Consider the following 21,111-nt stretch of genomic DNA (forward strand, 5'->3'; position numbering starts at 1 on the left):
AAAACTAAATGAACGATAGTGAATTTACCATTCACTCCGTTCCGATTCAATTTTCAAGGTTCTTTCCTTTTTATGTTTTTCTTCCCCGGTATTACTACCCGAAAAAGAAAATAATCAACAACTGCAACACTTTTTCTTTTTTGTTTTCTTTGCCATGTTTTCTTTATTCTTTTACTTGTCTTTAAATTTTACTTTTTAAAAAAACTTTTGTCAAGTCCAGTCTTGTACAACAAGATGAGCCCCAAATGAAAGCCATTTCTAACGCAAAACGACCCTGAAATTTGTGTTGAAAACAGCGGAGAAGAGACTATATTTCTTCAATTTTCTTTTTAAAATCTTCCCATTTAATATTTTTTCCGCCGGCCAACTTACAAATTTCAAAAAATTCGCAATATTGACATTGCCAGCCCGTTGGAAAGACCGATAATCTTTCGGGAAGAATATTTGCTTTAATTTTTGATTTTAATTCTTCAAAATTAATCAAAAGTTTATTGACTAATTTTTAATTCCAAAATAATGGAGATAGAGCTGAATTTGATAAGAATCTTCTATTTTCGGTTCTGTCATTTTTTCCAAATTCATTCGGCCGCTGATACTTTTAATATCTAAAACATAGGGTTCTCCTTCAAGGCTGATAATAGCATCGGCCCGGCCGGAAACTATTTCCTGAGGAGGAATATCAATCTCAGTTGCCCTTATTAACCTTAAACTGATAAGGGGTCTTAAAATTAATTGATGAATATAGTTTCCGTACTCAAATAATCTTAATTTTTCAGCTTCAATTTCTTTGGCCGGAGCTTTCTTAAATCTAAAAAAAATACTTCTCGGACATTTTCCAGCTTCACTAATATAAAATTTGGCTCTTTCTTTGTTCCTTCTTTCATTTTTTTCTCTTTCTTTATCCAAATAAAGTTTATCAATAAGTTCCTTTAACATATAAAATAATTACGCGCTTGCCGAGCGGATTTATTCTTATAACAGGAGCGAGGCAATAAGTTTCAGAGTAAATTTCGCAGGTCTGTTGGCATGGCTCCCGACAAAGTCGGGACAACAGACCGAGAATTTAGATAGTCAAATTTCGCTGGAAATTTGAACTATCGGTACTCTGAAACTTCGTTGCCGAGCGGATTTACCGTTTTTGCCACTGCGGCGCGCGGCGGGCGCGCTTTAAGCCGAATTTTTTTCTCTCTTTTTTACGGGGATCGCGTTTTAAATAACCGGCCTTTTTTAATCTTTTTCTGAAATCGGGGTTAAATAAAATTAAAGCCCGGGCAATCCCGTGTCTGATAGCTTCGGCTTGAGAATGAATTCCTCCACCTTTAACCTTAATCAAAATCCGGAATTTATCAAAACACTTCATTTTTTCCAAAGAAGCAGTAGTAATTTGCTGAAGTTCAAGGGTTGGAAAATAAAGATTATAAGGTTTTTCATTAACCAAAAAAACCCTTTCTCCCTGGGTAAAAATCCTGATTCTGGCTATGGCTGTTTTTCTCCGACCGATTGCTTCAAGATACTTTTCTGGTTTAGGTGGAAGTTTTGGTTTCTTATCCTCTTTCGGAGGCAGTTTTTCCTTAGGGGGGGTCTTTTCTATTTTTTTTATTTTCGGTTTTTTCTCAATTTCCCGAGCGCTAGCGAGGGAGTTCGAAGAGAACTCTGTTCTCTTCTCACGCCCCACCTTCCTATCGTCGGGTTCAACGTTCGAAGAGAACTCTGTTCTCTTCTCACGCCTCACCTTCCTATCGTCAGGTTCAGCGCAAGAAGAAGCAATAGTTTCATTGAGCTTTGTTTTTTTATTTTTTTCTATCGGCATTTTTATTCTATTTTTAATTTTTTAATTATTTTCTCTCTTAATTTGTTTTTCGGCAACATGCCGTAAATGGCCATTTTCAAAACCTTGGCTGGATTTTTCTTAAAAATTATTTTTAATGGAGTTTCTTTAAGACTGCCTAAATAACCCGAGTGATGGTAGTATTTTTTTTTCTCCATTTTTTTACCGGTTAATTTAATTTTTTCTACATTTTTAACCAGCACGAAATCACCCACATCTTTATATGGCACGAAATCTGGCTTGTGCTTACCCCGCAATAATATGGCAATTTCGCTTGCCAATCTGCCTAAAACCTTGTCAGTGGCATCAATGGTGTGGGTCTTACGTTCCATAATTTAAAAATTTGAAATTTAAAATTATTTTATTAATTCAATAATGGCCATTTTGGCGCCGTTTGATTTTCTCGGCCCCAACTTAATAATCCGGGTATAGCCGCCCTTTTTTTCTTTATATCTAAGGGCAATTTCTTCTATTATTTTTTTTACTACCTTTGGTGAAAATTTTTGAAGCAATAATCTTCGCGAGGTCAAATTGTTTTTTTGGGCCCTGGTAATTGTTTTTTCAAGAAATGGTCGCACCTCTTTGGCTTTTGCCTCGGTTGTTTTAATTTTTTCTTTCAAAAAAAGAGAGCTTGCCAAGCTTCTCAACAAGGCCTTTCTTTGGTCTCTTTTTCTATTTAGTTTTCTTCCCTTTTTTCTTTTTTTCATCTTTTTTAGAAAGAACCTGTTTTTTTAACCGACTTTTTTTCTTTTGTCTCTGGGTTTTTTCCCGAATTTTGGGAATTTTAACCAAAGAGGGAGCAAAGGTCTCGGAAATTAAAGAAAAATGTTTAATCAAAATATCTGAGGCCTGAAAAAGAGCTTCTTCTGGTTTTAAAGTGCCATCGGTTTCAATTTCTAAATTAAGTTTATCAAAATCAGTTCTTTCTCCAACCCTCATATTCTCAACCTTAAAGGCCACTTTTCTTACCGGGCTATAAATGGCGTCAAGGGGAATTACCCCTATTTCTAATTTTTCTCTTTTTTTTAATTCTTTCGGTTGATAACCTATTCCTTTTTCAATTAATATTTCCATTTCTAATTCTGCCTTTTTTTCGGTTAAGGTGGCGATATGAACATCTTTATTTATTAATTCAACATGGCTGGGTAATTCAAAATCAGAACCATTTATTTTTTTCTCACCCTTTATTTTTAAAATCGCTTTTTGGGGTTCATCGCTAAAAATTTTAAATCTCATCTGTTTCAAATTAAGCATAATAGAAATTACATCTTCTAAAACCCCGGGGATAGTAGAAAATTCATGAGAGACCCCTTTAATTTTCATTTGAGTAACAGCTGCTCCTGGTAGAGAAGAAAATAAAACCCTTCTTAAGGAGTTGCCGATTGTCACTCCATAACCGGGATAAAGGGCTTCAATTTCAAATGTTGCTTTGTTTCCTTTTTTTTCAATAATTTTTGGTTTAAGAAAAAGAGGTATCATAATAAAGTGATACTAATATACGAATTTATACCAATAATATGAATAATTGGTATATCGATATATTAGTGTTGATATTTAACGTGAATAAAATTCAAAAATAGATGATAATTCGGCCGGAGGTATTACTTCATCCAAAGCGGGAACTCTTAACACCTTTCCTTCCAATTTTTCAAGATTTAATTCTAACCAAACAGGAAGACGTTGTTTTTTCAATAAAGTTGGCAGGTTTTTGAATATATTTTTTTTCTGCGATTGAAGTGAAATATTAATTCTATCTCCTTTCTTTACTTGATAAGAAGGGATATTGACTTTTTTACCATTAACTAAAAATTGACCGTGGCTTATTAATTGTCTGGCTTGAAGACGAGAAGGAGTAAATCCTAATTGAAAAATAACATTATCTAATCTTGTTTCCAGTGCCACAATCAAAAGAAGGTCAAGATCTTCAACCCTACCTCTTTTTTTTAAAACTCCTTTGACATATTTTTTGAACTGACGTTCTCTTAAATGATACCAATTTTTTAATTTTTGCTTCTCTTTTAATTCTTTTCCGTATTCGGAAAGAGTTCTTTTCCTTCTTTTTCCGGTTAGACCGGGGGGATAAGGTCGTTTAATCATTGGACATTTTTGAGAAAAACATCTTTCTCCTTTTAAAAAAAGTTTTATTGCCAATCTCCGACAAATTTTACATTTTGAATTTTCCATAAATCAATACCTGATAAACATCGCCCTCCCGAGCGAAGCGAGGGGGAAGAAGAGACGAAGTCTCTTCGCCCCGCCTTACAACCTTCTTACTTTCGGTGGACGGCAGCCATTATGGGGAATTGGCGTAACGTCTCTGATTGAAGTAATTTCCAGGTCTCGAGCAGCGATTGAACGAAGGGCTGAATCCCGACCAGCTCCAACCCCTTTTATTAAAATTTCAATTTTTTTGATTCCCATTTTCTGGGCGGTTTGAATTATCTGTTCCCCGGTTTTAGAAGCGGCAAAGGGGGTGCCTTTTTTTGTTCCCTTAAAGCCGATATTGCCGGCGCTCGTCCAATATAAAACATTTCCCTTTTTATCCGTTAAGCTCATTAACGTATTATTATATGAAGAAAAAATATAAATTTTCCCCTCTTGGGTTTTAGAGGGAATGGCGATTTTTGTTTCTTTTTGAATCTTTGTTTCTATTTTTTCTCTTTCCTTAAGAAGTTCTTGTTCGGTTTTAGCAACAATACGTTTTTTCCCCATATTAAGTTGATTTAGGTTGGTGTTGGGGCTGGTTTTTTGCCCGAGCCAACGGATTTCCTAATATTTCCTCTTATTGTTCTGGTATTTTTCTTTGTTTTTTGACCCCTAACCGGCAAACCTTTTAGGTGACGAATCCCTCGCCAACAACCAATATCTTTTAATCTTTTAATGCTCATCATTATTTCTCTTTTCAGGTCGCTCTCAACTTTATATTTTTTTTCAATAATTTCTCTTAAACGATTGGTTTCTTCCGACGTTAAATCCTTTGCTCTAACCGAAAATGATATTTTCGCTTCATTTAAAATTTTCTTGGCTAAAGATAAGCCAATCCCATAAATATAGGTTAAGGCAATCTCTATTTGTTTTTTTTCGGGGATATTCACCCCGGCAATACGTGGCATAAATAATCAACGAATTACGAATTGAAATGAATCCCGCCCTTGAGAGCTGCTTCTTCGTCCCTTCGTCCCCTCGAACCACCTTATTCCTATTTTAATTTTCTTTTTTTATTTGTAAGCACTGCCGCGCCAATCGATGACTTCAACATAAACTCTTTTCCTTTCAAAATTAAATTCGGCAATAATTCTTAATTTGCCGATTTTGATTCTATGAAACCCGAGCCATTTGCCTTTAATCTTAACGATATCAATATTTACATCCTCTCCTTGAAATTTTTTGAGAGTTTTCTTTATGATTTCGATAATCTCATTTTGAGAAATTTTATTCACTTCCAGAAACCTTAGCGCCCGGCTATGAAGGTCTATCTGCCAATTCATATCTTGAATTTGACGCTTTTAGCAACTTTGCGTGTTGGCTTTCTGTATAATCTTTCAATTTCTTTCTGTTCTTTTTCAGAAACAAACGGAAATAAATCCGCCTTCAATTTCATAAATTCCGAAGTTAACACTTCTTTCAGGGTTTCTCTAAACAAATTTTTTAATTTTGTCTCAGTAATAGTGATATTAGCCATGATAATTCTATTTTATCCAGTTTTTTAACCTTTGTCAATCAAAAATTACTATTCCCAATCCCCAATCCTTGTAAAGGGGTCAAGTAAGGCTTAGCTTTGACGAATTTCCAGTTTTGAATTTTACGTTGTGGTTTTTCATTTTTCGCTTCACGCTTTTCGCTAACATTAGTTAGCGTAAAATAGAGTTGACCCCATTTTCCCCTTACCCTTGTCTTTGTTTATGTTTTGGGTTTTCACAAATTACATAAAGTCGTCCTTTTCGACGAACGATTTTACATTTTTGGCAAATTTTTTTAATTGATGACTGTACCTTCATTTTTTCACTTCGTGAAAAATTAGTCGGTCGCCTTCGGCGACCTCTTCCGCTGATTTAAGCTGATATATTTTCAACGTCTATTCAGCCTAGTTATCAACGTTATTTCAGCGGCCACGATATACTATTCTTCCTCTTTTTGTATCAGAGGGATTTATTTCTACCGTCACTCTGTCTCCGGGCAAAATTTTAATTTTATAAATTTTTAATTTTCCGGCTAAATGGCAAAGGGATTCCTGTCCATCGTCAAACCTGACTCTAAAATTGACATTGGGTAAGGTCTCAAAAACCATTCCGCTCTTTCTTATTATATTTTTTTTATTTTGATTCATCTATCTGTTAATAAAATAACAAATATCTCAAAATTAGTCAACCCAGTTAAATAAAATCTGAAAGATTTTAGACCAAAGGGTCTATTTAACGGGGTCAACCCAGTTAAATAAAATCTGAAAGATTTTAGACCAAAGGGTCTATTTAACGGGGTCAAACTTTAGACTAATTTTAATTCGTTCAAAATCGGCCGGGATTCTTTGAAGCCAAAAAGGGAATGTTTTAATTTCAATTTTGTTAATTTCCGGTTGTTCTTTCAAAAACAATTTCATGTCTTGGATTGATTTGCCGATTGATTCTTTTTTAATAAAATTCTTGTCAATTACCGGAAAAATTTTGCCCCCAACCTCCAAACTTAAAATCATTTCGTTTTCAACAAAATTAACCGATTTGAGAGTAGAATTAAAATTTAAACTTTCTTTAAGAAAAAGTTTATCGGCTGGTAAATTTTCTTCAATATGTTTTTGAATGAATTTTTCAAGTTCCGCTTTTTGAAAAGCCAATCCCTTGGTTTTAATTTTGACTTCAGAAGTAAAGGACTCTGCTTCCTGGCCGGCTTTTTTTGAAAAAGAACTGCTAATAATCTCTTGGGAAATTGCCTGATTGAGTAAAGATAAACCCGAAGGGATTTCTAATTTGAGGGATTCTTTACTTTTTTGTTTTGATTTTTCCGTTAAGATATTTTCCGCCTCCTTTAAATCTTGACTAGTTACTTGAGCCACTTTTTTCCTAAAACCACCCTCCATTGGCTGGAAAGATTGGCCATGAAGAGCAAAAAATAGCGGGGTACCGGCCAGTCCTGGAATAGAAAAATTAGACGGACCAATATTATATTCTTGACCAGCCTCAGCGGCTATTACTTCAATATCAATAAATCCGGCAACTAATCTTCCCCCTTCCCATTTTTGACCCGGAATTCTTTCTCTTTTAATTGAGCGGAATAACTTTCCATCACCGGAAACAAAACGAGTGTTAGCCACTAAAACCTGAGGAGAGGTTGAGTGGTTATTGTAGACCCGAATAAAACCCTTAGCCCTTCCTTCTTTCAAAACCCTGCCAGTAGAAGAAAACTCCTGGCTAAAAGTGTCTTCTCTTTCTAAAATTTTGGCTGGAATAATTTTTTCTTTAAGGGGGCTTGGAACCGATATTTCTTCTTCGACCACCCTAACTTCTTTTTTAAAATTCAATCTTTCTGTTTCCGGCCAAATTATAATTTCGGCTTTGGAAAAAATAAAATGAAGGGAAAAAGCAGTAATTATTAAAAAAACAAAAACCGAGCCAAAAATTTTAACCCATTTTTTATTTTTTTTCTCAAATCTGATGAAGCCGTTGTTTCATTTTCCTCAAAAAAAGGTGTTTTGGGTGGAAAAATATCAATAATTTTTTTAGGTTTTTTTCTCATAATCAAGAAGGAATAAAAAATTGGGGGTATATTGAGGATTATTAAAATCTTTTTTGTTTATTTTCTCAATGTTTTTAAAATTTTCCGAATAGTCGAAGAAGATTCCTTCTTCTCCGCCCCTCGCTGCGCTCGGGTAGTCGCTGAGGGCCTCGCCCTCATCTCCACCCTTTGCTGCTCTCGGGTAGTCGCTGAGGGCTTCGCCTTCATCTCCACCCTTCGCTGCGCTCGGGTAGTCGCTGAGGGCTTCGCCTTCATCTCCACCCTTCGCTGCGCTCGGGTAAATGAATTTTACCTTAGGTCCATCTATGAAAAAAAATTCTTGCCAATCGCCATTTTCTAAAATTTCTTTGATTTCTTCAAGTAGACTTCCTCCGCCAAAAATAAAAATGGTTGAGGGAAAAATTTTTATTTGGGTCATTTCTGCCAATTTTATTTTAAGATTTTTAAACCATTCATTTTTTTCAAAAGAAAAAAACTCTTTAATTTTGTTGGTTGTTTCTAAACTTAAAAGTTTTTTTGAATATTTTTCTTTTAAAATTCTGGCTTCCTTTAACCTCATTGCCAATTTTTGAGAAAGCTTTTCGTCAAAAAAATTCGCCCCGACTGGAAATTCATCAAGCGCTTCTATTTTTTTGTTTTTAAAAATAAAAATTTTGGTTAGTTTGGCGCCGATATCAAGATAAATGCCGTCTGACCTTTCATTGTTTTCAACAAAAGAAATTAATCCCTGGGTTTGGCTCAAATAAGATAAACCTTCTTCTCCGCGAAAATTTAATTCTTTGAAAATTTTTTGATGGTTTTCAAAACAGACCTTGGGTAAAAAGGCGGCTAAAATTTTAAACTCCAAATTTTTTCCTTGATATCCTTCCAAAACTGGTATTTCATAGCCATTAATTTTTATTTCTAAAACTCTTAAAGAAAGAAAATGGAAATCTTCCGGTAAAATTCCAAAATCCCCGGCTAATTTTTGAGAAACTTGTTTTTTGGTTCTTTGAAAAATTTTTTGATAAATTTCATTTTTTTCTTTTTCTTTAATAATCTCTGTTTCGCTTTCTCTGATTAAAAACTGATGATAAATTTTCTCTTTTAAAGCATGAGGGGGTAAACCAATAATTAAGGATTTTATTTTTCCTTTCTCTTCTTTTATCCAAGCCGCGGCAAAAGAAAGATTTTTTTTAATAATCTCTATTTCTAAATCCTCATCTTTTTCAAAATATTCCAAAAAGCTTTTTAAAATAAAAAATTTCTCTTTTTCTTTTTTAAAAATTAGAGATTTTATCGCCTGACTGCCAATATCCAAACTGACAAAAAATTCTTTTTCTTTTTTCCTTGGGAAAAACCATTTCATTATTTAATTATAAATAAAATGTTTATGAGAAACGGTCGGCTACTGTGGCAGCGGCAAATGCCTCGGGTTTAATTTTTGGTTCAAAACCGCTACCTTTAATCAGTCCCGTTATTTCTTTTATCATTTCCCGGGTTAAACCATTTTTGCCAATATCGGCATGAATGTAGCGAAATTGATAATCTATTGGTTCAGAAATGGTTTTTAATTTTTTTGACAAATTTTCTTTCAAATAGAGGGCTAATTCACATGATAATAAAACTTCTTCTAAAACCCTTGTTTTCCAATTATAAAACCTTCGATTTTTATAATTAATTTTTTTAAGAAAAAAACGTCCGCCCTCCCCTTTTCTTAAAATCACCACTGCTAAAGGAAAATTGGGTTCTTGACCAGAAGAAGAATCACAACCAACAATAATATCGTAAAATTTTTCCGGTTTTTCATTAATATAATTTAAAATTTCCCCAATCATCTGATTGAATCTTAAATTCCCTTGACTGGGATTATAAAAAAAACCTTCTGAAAAATTATTCATAAATAATAAATAACAAATTTTTCCTGAAAAGTCAAACTAGGTTAAGATTTTTCAGGGTTTGAAAAAATTCTTGAATATTAAGAGAGGCGCCCCCGAGTAAAAGACCGGAAAAACCGGCTTCTCGGATATAACCGACAGTATTTTCAGAATTAACGCTTCCGCCGTAAAGAATGGGGATATTTTTATTTAATTTTTCCTCAATAGTAATTCTTATTTTTTTTGCCTTATCAATACTGCAGGGCTTGTTGGTTCCAATAGCAGAAATTGGTTCGTAAGCAATAATTAAACTTGATAATTCTTTTTCAGTAAGACCGCTAAAATCGCCTCGTTTTTTTAAGAATTTCGGTATTTGAGAAACGTTCTCAATGCATAATATTGGTTTTAATCCCTGTTTAAGGGCGGCCTTTAGTTTTTTATTAATCATTTCATCGGTCTCTTTCTGATATTTTCTTCTTTCGGAATGACCGATTATTACGTAGTCCACTCCTAAATTTTTAAGCATTGCTGGAGAAATTTCCCCGGTAAAGGCGCCTTTTTCTTGCCAAAAACAATCCTGAGCGCCCAATTTGACCAATGGCTGATGACTGATGACTGATGACAAAATCGGTAAATAAACAAATGGTGGGCAAATAACAACTTCTACATTTTTTATGCCCTTAATCCCCTTCTTTGTTGAATTAAAAAGGAGCTTAGCTCCTTTTAGAGTTGCCGGATTACATTTCCAATTGGCAACAACTAATATCTTTTTCATTGATTGTTTGATACAAATTTCCTTCAACTACCCAAGCGTCACAGCGAAGGGGCGGAGATGAAGATTTATCTTCATCGACTATTGAGCCGGCCAAGACGAGGCGAGAATGGAAATTTAATTTTCTTCATATAGTTAAAATTTTGGCTCCATTTCTGGTGACAGTAATTGTATGTTCAAAATGGGCCGAGAGAGACCCGTCTTGGGTTTCAAAACCAAAACCGTCTTTTGATTTTTTGATTTTCCAGCCGCCCATCGTAATCATTGGTTCTAAACAAAAAACCATGCCTTCGACAAGCTCGGGCCCGGTCCTTCTTTTACCGTAGTTAAGTATTTTTGGGTCTTCGTGGATTTCTCTGCCAATTCCGTGACCGCAAAGGTCTCTGACAATATTAAAACCCTGATTCTCAACATATCTTTGGATGGTGTTTCCAATATCGCCAAAAGTATTGCCGGGCCGAATTTTTTTAATGCCGCGCTTTAAGGCCTTTTTTGTCACCCTGATAAACCGTTGAACTTCGGGAACAACTTTTCCAACCGGAATGGTAATTGCCATATCGGTGTGAAAACCCTTATAGAAAATCCCCAAATCAAGAGAAATAATATCGCCTTCTTTCAGTTGACGAGCCGAGGGCGCGACATGAACAATCTCCTGGTTAATTGAAGTACAAAGGCAAGTTGGAAATCCTTGATATCCCTCAAACGAACATTTTCCTCCATATTTAAAAATCAGATTCTTGGCAAAATTGTCTAATTCTTTTGTTTTAATTCCCGGCCTTACTTGTCTTTCCAATTCTTTCATAATTTTTGCCAGAATTCTGCCGCCCTCTGTCATTACCTCAATTTCCTCTTTTGTTTTTATTGGAACCATTCTTCTCTTCTCCCTTATAGAGATTTTAAGATATCTTTAAAAACATTTTCAATGCTTTGCTGACCATTTATTTCAATTAACCTTCCTTGTTTCCTGTAATATTTTATTGCCCGTATTGTTTTTTTCTTATACTCTTGCAATCTTTCTTTTATAGATTCAATTTTATCATCGGGTCTAATAATAAATTCTCCCCCGCATTTGTCACATTTTTTAAGTTTTTTAAATTCTCCAATCCAAGGAATAGGTCTACCACATTTTTTACATTGCCTTCTTTTAGTTAATCGATTAAAACATTCTTTTCTTGAAATATTAATAAGAATAACTTTCACGTTTTTACCCCATTCATACCAATTCAAAGCTTCATCTGCCAGGATAGCTTCAATAAGTATTCTGGTCCAGCCATCCAAAACAAACCCATTAATTTTTGGACGTTTTTTTAATTTTTCTAATTCGTCTCCCAAAATTTTAGAAACGGCAAAACTGGGAACCAATTCTCCTTTTCCCATAACTTTAATGAGTTTTTTCCCGGTGAAATCACTTATCTTTTGCCGGGCACGAAGAACATCACCGCTTCCGATATATTCTAATCTAAATTTTTCAGCAAGTAGTTTAGCCTGCGTTCCCTTACCCGAACCCGGCGGACCTAAAATAATAAGCACCTTTAGATTTTGATTTTTAGAAAGTTTCATATTCGTGCATTTGAAGCTGGGCATTAATCTGACGCATTGTTTCTAAAACAACCGAAACAATAATTAAAACAGCTGTTCCGCCGATTAAAAATTGGAAAACCATAACTCCTGTTATTTCACCAACAATTGAGGGCAAAATAGCAATTGTTCCTAAAAAAATAGCCCCAATCAACAAAACCCGATTTAAAACATAATATAAAAAACTGGCGGTTGAACTTCCCGGCCTGATACCGGGAATAAAACCACCCATTTTTTGAAGATTTTTGGCAATGTTTTTAGGGTCAAAGGTAACGGCCGTATAAAAATAAGTGAAAACAAAAACTAATAAAAAATAAAAAATTGCCTGACCCCATGGATTTATTTGAGGATCAAAAAAATTTCCTATACTTGCCGCAAGGGTTCCGACAAGACCTTCTTTTTCTCTTAAAAAACCAGTAATCATCATTGGAAAAGTTAAAACCGATAAAGCAAAAATTATAGGCATTACGCCGGCCGGATTAACATTTAGGGGTAAATAAGTGGAAACCCCGCCGTAAAGACGATTTCCTCTTACTCTTTTGGCATAAGAAACCGGAATATTTCTTTTGGCTTCGTTAATTAAAACCACGCCGGCAATAATAGACAAAACCATGGCAAAAAAGAAAAAATATGTGGGGATTTTAGCCGCCTCCCAGCCAAGATAGATTTGACCAACATTAGCCGGAAAAATAGAGATAATACCGGCAAAAATTAAAATAGAAATACCGTTTCCTATTCCTTTTTCCGAAATTAACTCACCCAACCACATTAAAAACAAAGTGCCAGCCGTAATTGTTAGAAGAGAGGTTAAAAGCAAAAAAGGTGAAAGATGTTCAATTACTGGATTGGCTCCGGCTTGCAGTAAAGAAAGCATTCCATATCCCTGTAAAAAAGATAAGGGCACGGCTAACAATCTTCCGTATTGATTAAATTTTTGACGACCGGCCTCTCCTTCTTCTTTGTAAAGACGTTCAAGTTGAGGAAAAATCATGGTCAGAAGTTGTAAAATAATAACAGCCGTAATATATGGTCCCAATCCCAACATTATGACTGAAAGACGGTCAAGGGTTCCGCCAATAAACAGATTAGCCAAGCCCAAAAATTGAAACTGACCGGCTCCAAAAAATGCCCTTAAGTTTTCAATATTTATTCCCGGTATGGGGATATTTGCCATTATCCTAAAAATTACCAAAATTCCTAAGGTAAAAAGGATTTTATTTCTTAAGCTCGGTATTTTAAAAATTTGAATGAGTTTTTGATACCACATACCTTAAAATGACTAATGTCTAATTTCTAATGTCTAATCAATTCCTAATGACTAATGACAAAATGACAAAAAAATAATTAGGCATTAGACATTTCGGCATTAGACATTGATTAGAAATTAGACATTAGAAATTAGACATTTTCACTATGCCGCCGGTTTTTTCAATCTTCTCTTTGGCCGATTTAGATATTTCGCAACCCTCAATAATTAATTTTTTAGTTATTTCTCCTTTCCCTAAAATTTTAACTTTTGGCATCTTTCCTTTTATTTCAGCAATAATTTTCTTTTCTGTCAATATTTTTGGATTAATTTTTTCTCCGGAATTAAATTTTTTCTCCAAGGTTTCTAAATTCAAAATCACAATTTTTGATTTTTGATTTTTGATTTTTGATTTAAATTTGTATCCTCTTAATTTTGGATATCTTTTTATTAATTCCCGAATTATCGGCTTTAATTTCCGGCCGGCCCGAGCTCTTTGACCTTTTATGCCGTGACCGGAGTAGGTGCCCTTCTTGCCTCCCCGACCTACTCTTTTCGGTTTTTTCATTTTATGGATTGGATGTAAATTATGTAGCTGCATAATGGTGAATGACTAATGACTAATTTCTAATTTCTAATCAATTCCCAATGACTAATGACCAAATGACTAAAATATAGGCATTAGACATTTTAGCATTAGACATTGATTAGACATTAGTCATTGGGAATTAGAAATTTTCAGCATTTTTAGGGCTTTAATGGTTGCTTGGGCATTATTTAATTTATTTCTGGTTCTTCCTAAGACCTTTGAAGAAATATTTTTTATTCCGGCCAAGGCACAAACTACCCTTATTGTTCCTCCGGCTGCCAACCCCCCTCCCTTTCTCTGAGGTTTGAGCAAGACCTTTGCCGCGCCAAATTTAGCTTCAACTTGATGAGAAATAGTATCTTTAATAATTTGAATTTCAATTAAATGTTTTTTTGCCAAGCGAGTTGCTTTTTCCACGGCCTGAGCAACATCGGCTGCTTTGGCCACTCCTAATCCAATTTTACCAGCTTTATTTCCGACTACTACGACGGCCCGAAATCGAAGCCGTTTTCCTCCGGTCGTTGAGCGGGAAACTCTGGCTAAATCCAATAGCTTGGACTCATATTCGTCTTTAGGTTTTTCTTCTTTAACTCTTTGAAATTTTTCTCTCATCATTTTAGAAATTAGAAATTAGAAATTAGAAATTTAAAAACGGAGGCCTGCTTCTCTCGCTCCCTCGGCCAAGGACTTAACCCTGCCGTGATATTTATATCCCGCCCTGTCAAATACTACTTTATCAATTTTTTTTAATAAGGCCTTTTGGGCAATTAATTGACCGACCTCAAGGGCCTTGGCAATTTTTCCGGCTTTAATCATTTCTACTTTTCCTCCCCCTTTCCCCCTTTTTTCTTTCTCCCGAGCGCTAGCGAGGGAATTCGAAGAGAACTCTGTTCTCTTCTCACGCCCCACCTTCCTATCGTCAGGTTCAGCGGAAGAAGAAGGCTTGCTTTCTTTGCCCTTTGTTGTTTTTTGTTTAAGTTCTAAATCGCTGCTTGAAACTAAAATTTTTCCTTTTTCATCATCAATTAATTGGGCATAGATATGTTTTAATGAGCGAAAAACACAAAGTCGTGGAATTTTATTTGTTCCTGAAATTTGAACTCTTATTTTTTTGTGAATTTTTGTTCGTTTTTTTTCTTTTTTCAAGATAATAATGTTTTTACTTGTTTTTTATTTGGACTGGACTGCTTTTTTACCCATTTTTTTTCTTACTATCTCTCCCAAATATCTGATTCCCTTTCCTTTATAGGGTTCGGGGGGCCGAACTTTTCTGATTTTGGCAGCCATTTGACCGACTAATTCTTTGTCTATGCCAGAAACAGTAATGATATTTTTTTCAACTGAAAATTTAATTCCTTCTGGTGATTCTATTTTAACCGGATGGGTAAAACCAATTTGCAAAATTAAGTTTTCACCCTCCGGTCCTGCCCGATAACCCAAACCCTCTATTTGCAATTTTTTTTCATAACCATCGCTAACTCCTTTAATCGCATTAAAAAGAAGCGCCCGGGTTAAACCCCAAAAAGGGTTGGTTCTTTTGGTTTCAATTTTAGGTGTAACGAAAATTTTATTATTTTTGATTTCAATTTTAATTTCTTGGGGAATTTTTTTAGAAAGCTCGCCTTTTGGGCCCTTAATAATGACTTTCTGGTCTTCAATTTTTATTTGAAGCCCTTTTAATATTGGTATTGGTTTTTTTCCTATTCTTGACATAAAAATTTAAGCGAGTTAAGCGAGGCAGGGATATTCACAACCGAGCCCCGAAAAGATTTAAGCGAGGCAGGGATATGAGGGTGACACTTCGCAGCCGAGCCCCGGAAAGATTTGAAATTTTTTTAAGACTGGTGAGGCTCGGCGAGAAATAGCAGCAGCGGGAATAACTTTCTCTTACTATTAAAGCTGACTGCGTGTCACCCGAATCAGCCCTGCCGAGCGACTTTACCATATTTCACAAAGCACCTCTCCTCCTAATTTTTGTTTTTTTGCTTCTTTGTTAGTTATTAATCCTCCTTTTGAGGTAGAAATTATTTTTATTCCGTACCTTTTTTTTGCTGGTTTTATCTCTTTATGGGTCTGGTAGATTCTTTGACCTGGTTTGGAAATTCTTTTTAAATTAGAAATAATTGACGTTTTATCTTTATATTTTAAGGTAATTTGAATTGTTTTTTTTTCTTTTTTTCCCTTTCTTTCTATTTTTTCAACCAATTTTTCTCTTTTTAAAATTTTAGCGATTTCATATTTTAAATTGGAAAATGGAATCTCAACCGTTGGATGTTTAACGATTAAGCCGTTTCTTATTGAAGTTAACATGTCTGAAATTGGATCCATAAAAATAATTGGTATTAAAAATTATTTAAAAATTGGGGGTTAAAAGTTGAAAATTTCACCATGACGATTTTTTAACTCCCGGTATTAGACCTTGGTTTGCCATCTCCCGAAAACAAATCCTGCATAATCCAAAATGACGAAAGTATCCTCTTTTTCTACCGCACTTAAAACATCTCCGAACAATTCGGGTTGAAAATTTTGGTTTTTTAAGAGATTTTGCTATTTGAGATTTAGTTGCCATTTGTCGTTTATTTTTTTACCCTGTTAAATCCCGCTTTGCGGCAATCCAGCCTTTTTCGCAAAAAGGGCTGGATTATTTAACAGGGTGAATTGGAAATCCTAATAATTTTAACAACTCTATTCCTTCTTCTTTTGTCTTGGCGGTAGTTTTGATTGTTATTTCAAAACCAAAAATATTTTTTACTTTTTCCGGTGAAATCTCGGAAAAATAAATATGTTCTTTAATACCGATTGTTAAATTTCCTTTTGAATCAAAGGACTCAATTCCTATTCCCCGAAAATCACGCGAGCGAGGAAGAGAGATGTTGATTAACCTTTCTAAAAAATCATTCATTTTCTTTTTTCTAAGAGTACATTTGGCGCCAAGGGCTAAACCTTTTCTTGTTTTAAATCCGGCAATCGATTTTTTAGCCATTGTTAAAACCGGTCCTTGACCGGAAATGAGAGCTAAATCATTTAAAATTGCCTTCTGAATCTTTTTTTGCTCTTCATTTGTTTTACCTAAAATCAATTTTCCAAAACTGGTATTGATTATTACCTTTTCAATTTTAGGAACAGCCATTGGATTTTTATATCCAAATTCTTTCATCATAACTGGCACTACTTCTTTTTTATATTTTTCTTGTAATTTTAACATATTAGGTTTCTCGCCCACATTTTTTGCAAATTCTATTTTTTTTCTTTTCAATAATTTTATAACCTATCCTGCTTGGCTTTCCGCATTTTGAACAAATTAACTTGGCGTTAGAAATATGAATCGGAGCGGCTATTTGAACAATTCGGCCTTTCTCTCCGCCCTTTTTGGGACGAATGTGTTTTTTTTTAATATTAATTCCTTCAACTATCAAACTTTCCTTTTCAGGAATAATTTTTAAGACCTTGCCTTTTCTTCCTCTGTCTTTGCCTAAAATTATTAAAACCGTATCGCCTTTTTTTATTTTCATAATCCTACGAATTACGAATAAGTACGAATATACGAATAATAAGCGAGGCAACAAAGTTTTCATGGTAACTTTCGCAGTCCCGCCAGCATGGTGCCGCCGAAGGCGGCTGGCGGGACGAGAATGTAGATAGTCAAATCTCGCTGGGATTTGAACTATCGGTACCTGAAAACTTTAGTTGCCGAGCGTTATACCAGTTCCTCGGCCAATGCAGCAATCTTATCAAAACCCTTCTCTTTCAATTCTCGGGCAACTGGACCCAAAATTCTTCCGCCTTTTGGCTCTTTGGTTTTTCCTTCTAAAATCAAACAAGCATTATCGTCAAACCGAATATATGATCCATCCGACCTTTTAAATTCTTTTTTTTGCCTAATAACCACTGCCCTGACCACTTCATGTGTTTTAACTATCCTTCTTGGTTCGGCTTCTTTTATCGTTCCAACAATAATATCGGAAATTTGAGCATATCTACGTCTTGAACCACCCAGGACTAAAATACATTGTAAGGTCTTGGCTCCGGTATTATCGGCAACTTTTAATATTGTACGCAGCTGAATCATAAACCAAGTTTTTTAATTACTCTCCACTTTTTTTCTTTACTTATTGGTCTGCACTCCTCGATGACAACCTTATCCCCAACATGATATTCTCCTTTTTCATCGTGGGCTTTATATTTTTTGGAAACCCTAAATCTCCTTTTATATTTCGGATGTTCTTTAATTCGTTCGGTTTCAACGACAATCGTTTTTTGCATTTTATTTGAAATGACTGTTCCGGTTAGTTGACGCTTTGGCATAAATTTATTACTTTAGCAAAGTAAGTATTCTGGCAATGTCTTTTTTAATTTTTCTAATCTCTCTGACATTCTTTACTTTAGCTAAGACCAAATCAAAACGCAACTGCTTTAAACTTTCTCTTGAAGTTTGAAGCAATTTTTGTAATTCTGGTTTTGATTTTTGTCGCAATTCTTTTGTCTTCATTAATATCCGTTGAATTAACTGCTATACGTCGAATTGACGCTAAATCAGCGGTTTATCCGCGCTTAACAAATTTAGTTTTCACAGGCAATTTATCGGCTGCTTTTTTCAGGGCATCTCTAGCTGCTTCTTCTTTTATTCCTTCTATCTCAAAAATAATTCGACCGGGCCTTATTGGAAAAACATAATGGTCAACACTCCCTTTTCCTCCACCCATTGGCACTTCGGTTCCTTTTCTGGTTATTGGTTTTTGGGGGAAAATTCTAATCCAGAGTTTACCTCCTTTTTTCAAGTATCTCAAAATGGCTCTTCTAGCCGCTTCAATTTGACGGGAACTAATCCAATGGGTTGCTAATGATTTTAAGCCGAAAGAACCGAAAGTTATTTCCGTTCCACGATTTTCAGCGCCCTTTGACCTTCCTTTTCGCCATTTTCGATGTTTAACTTTGCGAGGCATTAACATAATATTAGGCGAAACGTTCGCCCTTATATATCCAAACCTTTATTCCTATTATTCCGTAGGTGCAGTAGGCCCGTTCTTGGGCATAATCAATATCTGCTCTTATGGTTTGACGGGGTAATTTTCCCTTTTTTAACCATTCTCTTCTGGCAATCTCAGCTCCGTTGAGCCGACCAGATACCTCCACTCTTGCTCCCTTAATTTCTTTATTTGTTATAATTTTATCTAATCCTCGCTTTAATACCTTTCTAAAAGGAATTCTTTTTTCTATTTGTTGGGCAATCCACTGAGCTGAAAGTGAAGCAGAGGTCCAGGGATTTTTTATCTCTCTAATTTCAATCCTTAAATCCTTTTTGTCTTGTTTTAACGGGAATAAAATCTTGTCTAATTCTTTTTTAATCCGTTCAACGCCCTCTCCTCCCCGACCAATAATTAATCCCGGCCTGGCAGTGTGAATAATAATATTTATTTTGCCCGGAAATCTTTCAATTTCAATTTTTTCAATACCCATTTTCTCTAATTTTTTATTTAAAAATTCTCTAATTTTAAAATCTTCGGCCAAATAAAAAGCCGGTTTTTTATAAAATCCCTGGGAATTCCAATCGGCTATGTTTCTAATTCTAAATATTTTTGGATGAACTTTATGAGTCATATATCTTAAACAGCAGTGAAATTTTAAAACGCTTTACGTTTGAATATTTTTTTAATTCCTCTTTCAATTTTTGGTTTTTTAATCTCTGATTCCGGCCTTTGAAGTTTGGGCTTTTTAATTTTAGGGGTTTTTTCTATTTTTTCTTTAACTTCTTTGGTTTTTTTAATTTTTAAAGGTTTCTTCTTAATCTCCCGAGCGATAGCGAAGGGGTTCGAAGAGAACTTTGTTCTCTTCTCACGCCTCACCTTCCTATCGTCAGGTTCAGCGTGAGAAGAAGATTTATCTTCTTCGAACTTCTTCTCAATTGTATCCAAAACCAAAGTAATATGAGAGGTTTTTTTTTGAATTGCCGCAGCTCTACCTCTTGCCCGAGCCCTCCATCTTTTTAATTTTTTGCCTTCATCAACCGTAATTTTGGAAATAAAAAAATTTGATTTTTCTAAGCCAAAATTATATTTGGCATTGTTGTGGGCTGAATTTAAAAGTTTTAACAATGGCTGGCATGCTTTTTTGATGGTCAAATTTAAAATCGTTTGAGCTTCCTCAACCCTTTTTCCCCTAATTAAATCGGCAACCAATCTAACTTTTCTGGGAGCTATTCTTAAATTTCGAAGTTTTGCAATCATTAAAATAAATTGAAAATTTATTGTTAAGTCAAATAAGTATTATTATTTTTTATTTTCAGGACCTGCCAAGCCGGTAGAAGTTGCTTTTGTTTTCAATTCTCTTTGCATTTTTCCACCATGTTTGAAAAATTTTGTTGTTGGCGAAAATTCGCCTAATTTGTGACCAACCATATCCTCGGTTATTTTGACTGAAATAAATTCTTTTCCGTTGTGAACGCCAAAAGTAAATCCAATCATCTCAGGCGCAATGGTACAACTTCTGGACCAGGTCTTAATAATGGCACTGGTTTCGGGTTTAAAATTTCTAACCTTATTTAATAATTTTTCATCCACTTGGGGACCTTTTTTCAGTGAGCGTGTCATATTATTTTTATAATTATTTCTTCTTTTTCTTCGGTTTGCGTCTTTGAATAATATATTTATTGGTCCATTTCTTTTTTTTCCTCGTCTTTTTTCCAAGAGCTGGTTTTCCCCAGGGAGTTTTGGGATGTTTTAAACCAATTGGTGTTTTCCCCTCTCCGCCACCATGGGGATGGTCAACCGGGTTCATTGCCGTCCCCCTGACGGTGGGCCGCCAACCCTTTAATCTCCTTCTTCCGGCTTTTCCGATAATTTCAAAACGATGCTCGGGATAAGAAACCACTCCGACCGTAGCATAACATTCTTGTAAAATTTTTCTAACCTCACCTGAGAACATTTCTAAATGAGTGTATTTACCTTCCCGGGCTAAAATTTTGGCCGAAGCGCCGGCGCTCCTTATTAATTTTCCACCCTGACTAGGATTCAATTCTATATTGTAGACCAATGTTCCGACCGGAATATTTTTTAATTTCATTCTGTTGCCGATTTTAACTTCAGTTTTTTCAGCGCAAATAATTTCATCGCCGATTTTCATATCTTTGGCTGCCAAAAGATATCCTTTTTTCCCATTTTGGTATTCTATTAAAGCAATAAAAGCCGTCCGATAAGGGTCATATTCAAAAGCCAGAATTTTGCCGGCAAGGCCCTTTTTTTCCTGACCAAAATCTAAAATCCGGTATAATTTTTTTACTCCCCCGCCCCGGTGACGAATGGTTATCCTGCCAGAACACGCTCGACCGGCTCTTTTTTTTAAAGAGATAAGCAATTTTTTTTCTGGCTCTTTTTTTGTAAGTAATAAATGCTTTTTCATAAAAATGTTTAAGCCAGGCAAGTGGTTTCAGTGAGCTAGCCTCGCTGGGGCGAGCGAACGACCCTGAAACCAGCTTGCCGAGCGATTATCCAGCTAACCAGAAAAAATAAAAGCGAGGGA

37 protein-coding genes are annotated in these 21,111 nt (G+C 35.1%); all 37 read right to left on the reverse strand.

Annotation, left to right across the window (positions count from 1 at the left end):
• Positions 1–307 precede the first annotated feature (307 nt).
• Positions 308–484 (reverse strand): hypothetical protein, encoded by a 177-nt coding sequence (locus KY055_00150; GenBank protein ID MBZ1345049.1) that lies wholly within the window; start codon positions 482–484, stop codon positions 308–310.
• An 11-nt stretch (positions 485–495) separates the two neighbouring features.
• A complete protein-coding gene (locus KY055_00155) occupies positions 496–936 on the reverse strand; it encodes a hypothetical protein (protein MBZ1345050.1) in 441 nt (146 codons plus the stop codon).
• Between the two features lie 193 nt (positions 937–1,129).
• Complete coding sequence (rpsI, locus tag KY055_00160) at positions 1,130–1,810, reverse strand: 30S ribosomal protein S9 (protein ID MBZ1345051.1); 681 nt, start codon at positions 1,808–1,810, stop codon at positions 1,130–1,132.
• Between the two features lie 2 nt (positions 1,811–1,812).
• Positions 1,813–2,160, reverse strand: coding sequence for a 50S ribosomal protein L13 (gene rplM, locus KY055_00165; GenBank protein MBZ1345052.1), 348 nt, complete (start codon positions 2,158–2,160; stop codon positions 1,813–1,815).
• A 24-nt stretch (positions 2,161–2,184) separates the two neighbouring features.
• Positions 2,185–2,535 (reverse strand): 50S ribosomal protein L17, encoded by a 351-nt coding sequence (gene rplQ, locus KY055_00170; GenBank protein MBZ1345053.1) that lies wholly within the window; start codon positions 2,533–2,535, stop codon positions 2,185–2,187.
• Entirely contained in the window at positions 2,501–3,307 is an 807-nt protein-coding gene (locus KY055_00175; protein ID MBZ1345054.1) for a DNA-directed RNA polymerase subunit alpha, read from the reverse strand. The genes rplQ and KY055_00175 overlap by 35 nt, the downstream gene beginning before the upstream one ends.
• A gap of 75 nt (positions 3,308–3,382) precedes the next feature.
• Positions 3,383–4,012, reverse strand: coding sequence for a 30S ribosomal protein S4 (gene rpsD / locus KY055_00180; protein MBZ1345055.1), 630 nt, complete (start codon positions 4,010–4,012; stop codon positions 3,383–3,385).
• A gap of 75 nt (positions 4,013–4,087) precedes the next feature.
• On the reverse strand, positions 4,088–4,540 hold the full coding sequence (gene rpsK / locus KY055_00185) for a 30S ribosomal protein S11 (protein ID MBZ1345056.1): 453 nt from the start codon (positions 4,538–4,540) through the stop codon (positions 4,088–4,090).
• Between the two features lie 11 nt (positions 4,541–4,551).
• Positions 4,552–4,941, reverse strand: a complete 390-nt coding sequence (gene rpsM, locus KY055_00190; protein MBZ1345057.1) for a 30S ribosomal protein S13 — start codon at positions 4,939–4,941, stop codon at positions 4,552–4,554.
• A gap of 105 nt (positions 4,942–5,046) precedes the next feature.
• Positions 5,047–5,316 carry a hypothetical protein gene (locus KY055_00195; GenBank protein ID MBZ1345058.1) on the reverse strand — a complete coding sequence of 90 codons (270 nt, stop codon included), beginning with the start codon at positions 5,314–5,316 and terminating at the stop codon, positions 5,047–5,049.
• Positions 5,313–5,510 carry a hypothetical protein gene (locus tag KY055_00200; protein MBZ1345059.1) on the reverse strand — a complete coding sequence of 66 codons (198 nt, stop codon included), beginning with the start codon at positions 5,508–5,510 and terminating at the stop codon, positions 5,313–5,315. Before KY055_00200 ends, KY055_00195 begins: the two co-directional genes overlap by 4 nt.
• Positions 5,511–5,712: 202 nt before the next feature.
• The gene (rpmJ, locus tag KY055_00205; GenBank protein MBZ1345060.1) at positions 5,713–5,826 is read right to left on the reverse strand and encodes a 50S ribosomal protein L36; all 114 of its coding nucleotides are present in this window, start codon (positions 5,824–5,826) and stop codon (positions 5,713–5,715) included.
• A gap of 104 nt (positions 5,827–5,930) precedes the next feature.
• Positions 5,931–6,155: a translation initiation factor IF-1 gene (gene infA / locus KY055_00210; protein ID MBZ1345061.1), complete on the reverse strand. Its 225-nt coding sequence runs from the start codon at positions 6,153–6,155 to the stop codon at positions 5,931–5,933.
• A 138-nt stretch (positions 6,156–6,293) separates the two neighbouring features.
• Entirely contained in the window at positions 6,294–7,340 is a 1,047-nt protein-coding gene (locus tag KY055_00215) for a hypothetical protein (GenBank protein ID MBZ1345062.1), read from the reverse strand.
• Between the two features lie 71 nt (positions 7,341–7,411).
• A complete protein-coding gene (locus KY055_00220) occupies positions 7,412–7,555 on the reverse strand; it encodes a hypothetical protein (protein MBZ1345063.1) in 144 nt (47 codons plus the stop codon).
• On the reverse strand, positions 7,539–8,903 hold the full coding sequence (locus tag KY055_00225; protein MBZ1345064.1) for a hypothetical protein: 1,365 nt from the start codon (positions 8,901–8,903) through the stop codon (positions 7,539–7,541). The genes KY055_00220 and KY055_00225 overlap by 17 nt, the downstream gene beginning before the upstream one ends.
• A 22-nt stretch (positions 8,904–8,925) precedes the next feature.
• Positions 8,926–9,435, reverse strand: coding sequence for a ribonuclease H-like YkuK family protein (locus tag KY055_00230; protein ID MBZ1345065.1), 510 nt, complete (start codon positions 9,433–9,435; stop codon positions 8,926–8,928).
• 31 nt (positions 9,436–9,466) lie between these two features.
• Positions 9,467–10,186: a triose-phosphate isomerase gene (gene tpiA, locus KY055_00235; protein MBZ1345066.1), complete on the reverse strand. Its 720-nt coding sequence runs from the start codon at positions 10,184–10,186 to the stop codon at positions 9,467–9,469.
• Between the two features lie 124 nt (positions 10,187–10,310).
• Positions 10,311–11,054, reverse strand: a complete 744-nt coding sequence (map, locus tag KY055_00240; protein ID MBZ1345067.1) for a type I methionyl aminopeptidase — start codon at positions 11,052–11,054, stop codon at positions 10,311–10,313.
• Between the two features lie 14 nt (positions 11,055–11,068).
• Positions 11,069–11,743 (reverse strand): nucleoside monophosphate kinase, encoded by a 675-nt coding sequence (locus KY055_00245; GenBank protein MBZ1345068.1) that lies wholly within the window; start codon positions 11,741–11,743, stop codon positions 11,069–11,071.
• Positions 11,730–13,028: a preprotein translocase subunit SecY gene (secY, locus tag KY055_00250; protein MBZ1345069.1), complete on the reverse strand. Its 1,299-nt coding sequence runs from the start codon at positions 13,026–13,028 to the stop codon at positions 11,730–11,732. Before secY ends, KY055_00245 begins: the two co-directional genes overlap by 14 nt.
• 124 nt (positions 13,029–13,152) lie before the next feature.
• Positions 13,153–13,608: an uL15 family ribosomal protein gene (locus tag KY055_00255; protein ID MBZ1345070.1), complete on the reverse strand. Its 456-nt coding sequence runs from the start codon at positions 13,606–13,608 to the stop codon at positions 13,153–13,155.
• 117 nt (positions 13,609–13,725) lie between these two features.
• On the reverse strand, positions 13,726–14,211 hold the full coding sequence (locus KY055_00260; GenBank protein ID MBZ1345071.1) for a 30S ribosomal protein S5: 486 nt from the start codon (positions 14,209–14,211) through the stop codon (positions 13,726–13,728).
• A gap of 30 nt (positions 14,212–14,241) precedes the next feature.
• Entirely contained in the window at positions 14,242–14,751 is a 510-nt protein-coding gene (locus KY055_00265) for a 50S ribosomal protein L18 (GenBank protein ID MBZ1345072.1), read from the reverse strand.
• A gap of 15 nt (positions 14,752–14,766) precedes the next feature.
• The gene (gene rplF, locus KY055_00270; GenBank protein ID MBZ1345073.1) at positions 14,767–15,309 is read right to left on the reverse strand and encodes a 50S ribosomal protein L6; all 543 of its coding nucleotides are present in this window, start codon (positions 15,307–15,309) and stop codon (positions 14,767–14,769) included.
• 225 nt (positions 15,310–15,534) lie between these two features.
• On the reverse strand, positions 15,535–15,924 hold the full coding sequence (gene rpsH, locus KY055_00275; protein ID MBZ1345074.1) for a 30S ribosomal protein S8: 390 nt from the start codon (positions 15,922–15,924) through the stop codon (positions 15,535–15,537).
• A 55-nt stretch (positions 15,925–15,979) separates the two neighbouring features.
• Positions 15,980–16,165 (reverse strand): type Z 30S ribosomal protein S14, encoded by a 186-nt coding sequence (locus KY055_00280; GenBank protein ID MBZ1345075.1) that lies wholly within the window; start codon positions 16,163–16,165, stop codon positions 15,980–15,982.
• Positions 16,166–16,237: 72 nt separating this feature from the next.
• The gene (gene rplE, locus KY055_00285) at positions 16,238–16,801 is read right to left on the reverse strand and encodes a 50S ribosomal protein L5 (protein MBZ1345076.1); all 564 of its coding nucleotides are present in this window, start codon (positions 16,799–16,801) and stop codon (positions 16,238–16,240) included.
• Position 16,802: 1 nt separating this feature from the next.
• The gene (gene rplX / locus KY055_00290) at positions 16,803–17,108 is read right to left on the reverse strand and encodes a 50S ribosomal protein L24 (GenBank protein ID MBZ1345077.1); all 306 of its coding nucleotides are present in this window, start codon (positions 17,106–17,108) and stop codon (positions 16,803–16,805) included.
• Between the two features lie 185 nt (positions 17,109–17,293).
• Positions 17,294–17,665 (reverse strand): 50S ribosomal protein L14, encoded by a 372-nt coding sequence (rplN, locus tag KY055_00295; protein MBZ1345078.1) that lies wholly within the window; start codon positions 17,663–17,665, stop codon positions 17,294–17,296.
• Positions 17,662–17,901 (reverse strand): 30S ribosomal protein S17, encoded by a 240-nt coding sequence (gene rpsQ, locus KY055_00300; protein ID MBZ1345079.1) that lies wholly within the window; start codon positions 17,899–17,901, stop codon positions 17,662–17,664. The genes rplN and rpsQ overlap by 4 nt, the downstream gene beginning before the upstream one ends.
• A gap of 7 nt (positions 17,902–17,908) precedes the next feature.
• Positions 17,909–18,085, reverse strand: coding sequence for a 50S ribosomal protein L29 (gene rpmC / locus KY055_00305; protein MBZ1345080.1), 177 nt, complete (start codon positions 18,083–18,085; stop codon positions 17,909–17,911).
• Positions 18,086–18,137: 52 nt separating this feature from the next.
• Positions 18,138–18,545: a 50S ribosomal protein L16 gene (gene rplP / locus KY055_00310; protein MBZ1345081.1), complete on the reverse strand. Its 408-nt coding sequence runs from the start codon at positions 18,543–18,545 to the stop codon at positions 18,138–18,140.
• Between the two features lie 4 nt (positions 18,546–18,549).
• On the reverse strand, positions 18,550–19,194 hold the full coding sequence (gene rpsC / locus KY055_00315) for a 30S ribosomal protein S3 (GenBank protein MBZ1345082.1): 645 nt from the start codon (positions 19,192–19,194) through the stop codon (positions 18,550–18,552).
• 23 nt (positions 19,195–19,217) lie between these two features.
• Complete coding sequence (gene rplV / locus KY055_00320) at positions 19,218–19,820, reverse strand: 50S ribosomal protein L22 (GenBank protein ID MBZ1345083.1); 603 nt, start codon at positions 19,818–19,820, stop codon at positions 19,218–19,220.
• Positions 19,821–19,862: 42 nt separating this feature from the next.
• A complete protein-coding gene (gene rpsS / locus KY055_00325; protein ID MBZ1345084.1) occupies positions 19,863–20,183 on the reverse strand; it encodes a 30S ribosomal protein S19 in 321 nt (106 codons plus the stop codon).
• Between the two features lie 13 nt (positions 20,184–20,196).
• Positions 20,197–20,991 (reverse strand): 50S ribosomal protein L2, encoded by a 795-nt coding sequence (gene rplB / locus KY055_00330; protein ID MBZ1345085.1) that lies wholly within the window; start codon positions 20,989–20,991, stop codon positions 20,197–20,199.
• Between the last annotated feature and the right edge of the window lie 120 nt (positions 20,992–21,111).

This window comes from Candidatus Nealsonbacteria bacterium (assembly GCA_019923625.1).
GTDB lineage: Bacteria > Patescibacteriota > Minisyncoccia > Minisyncoccales > RBG-13-42-11 > JAHXGN01.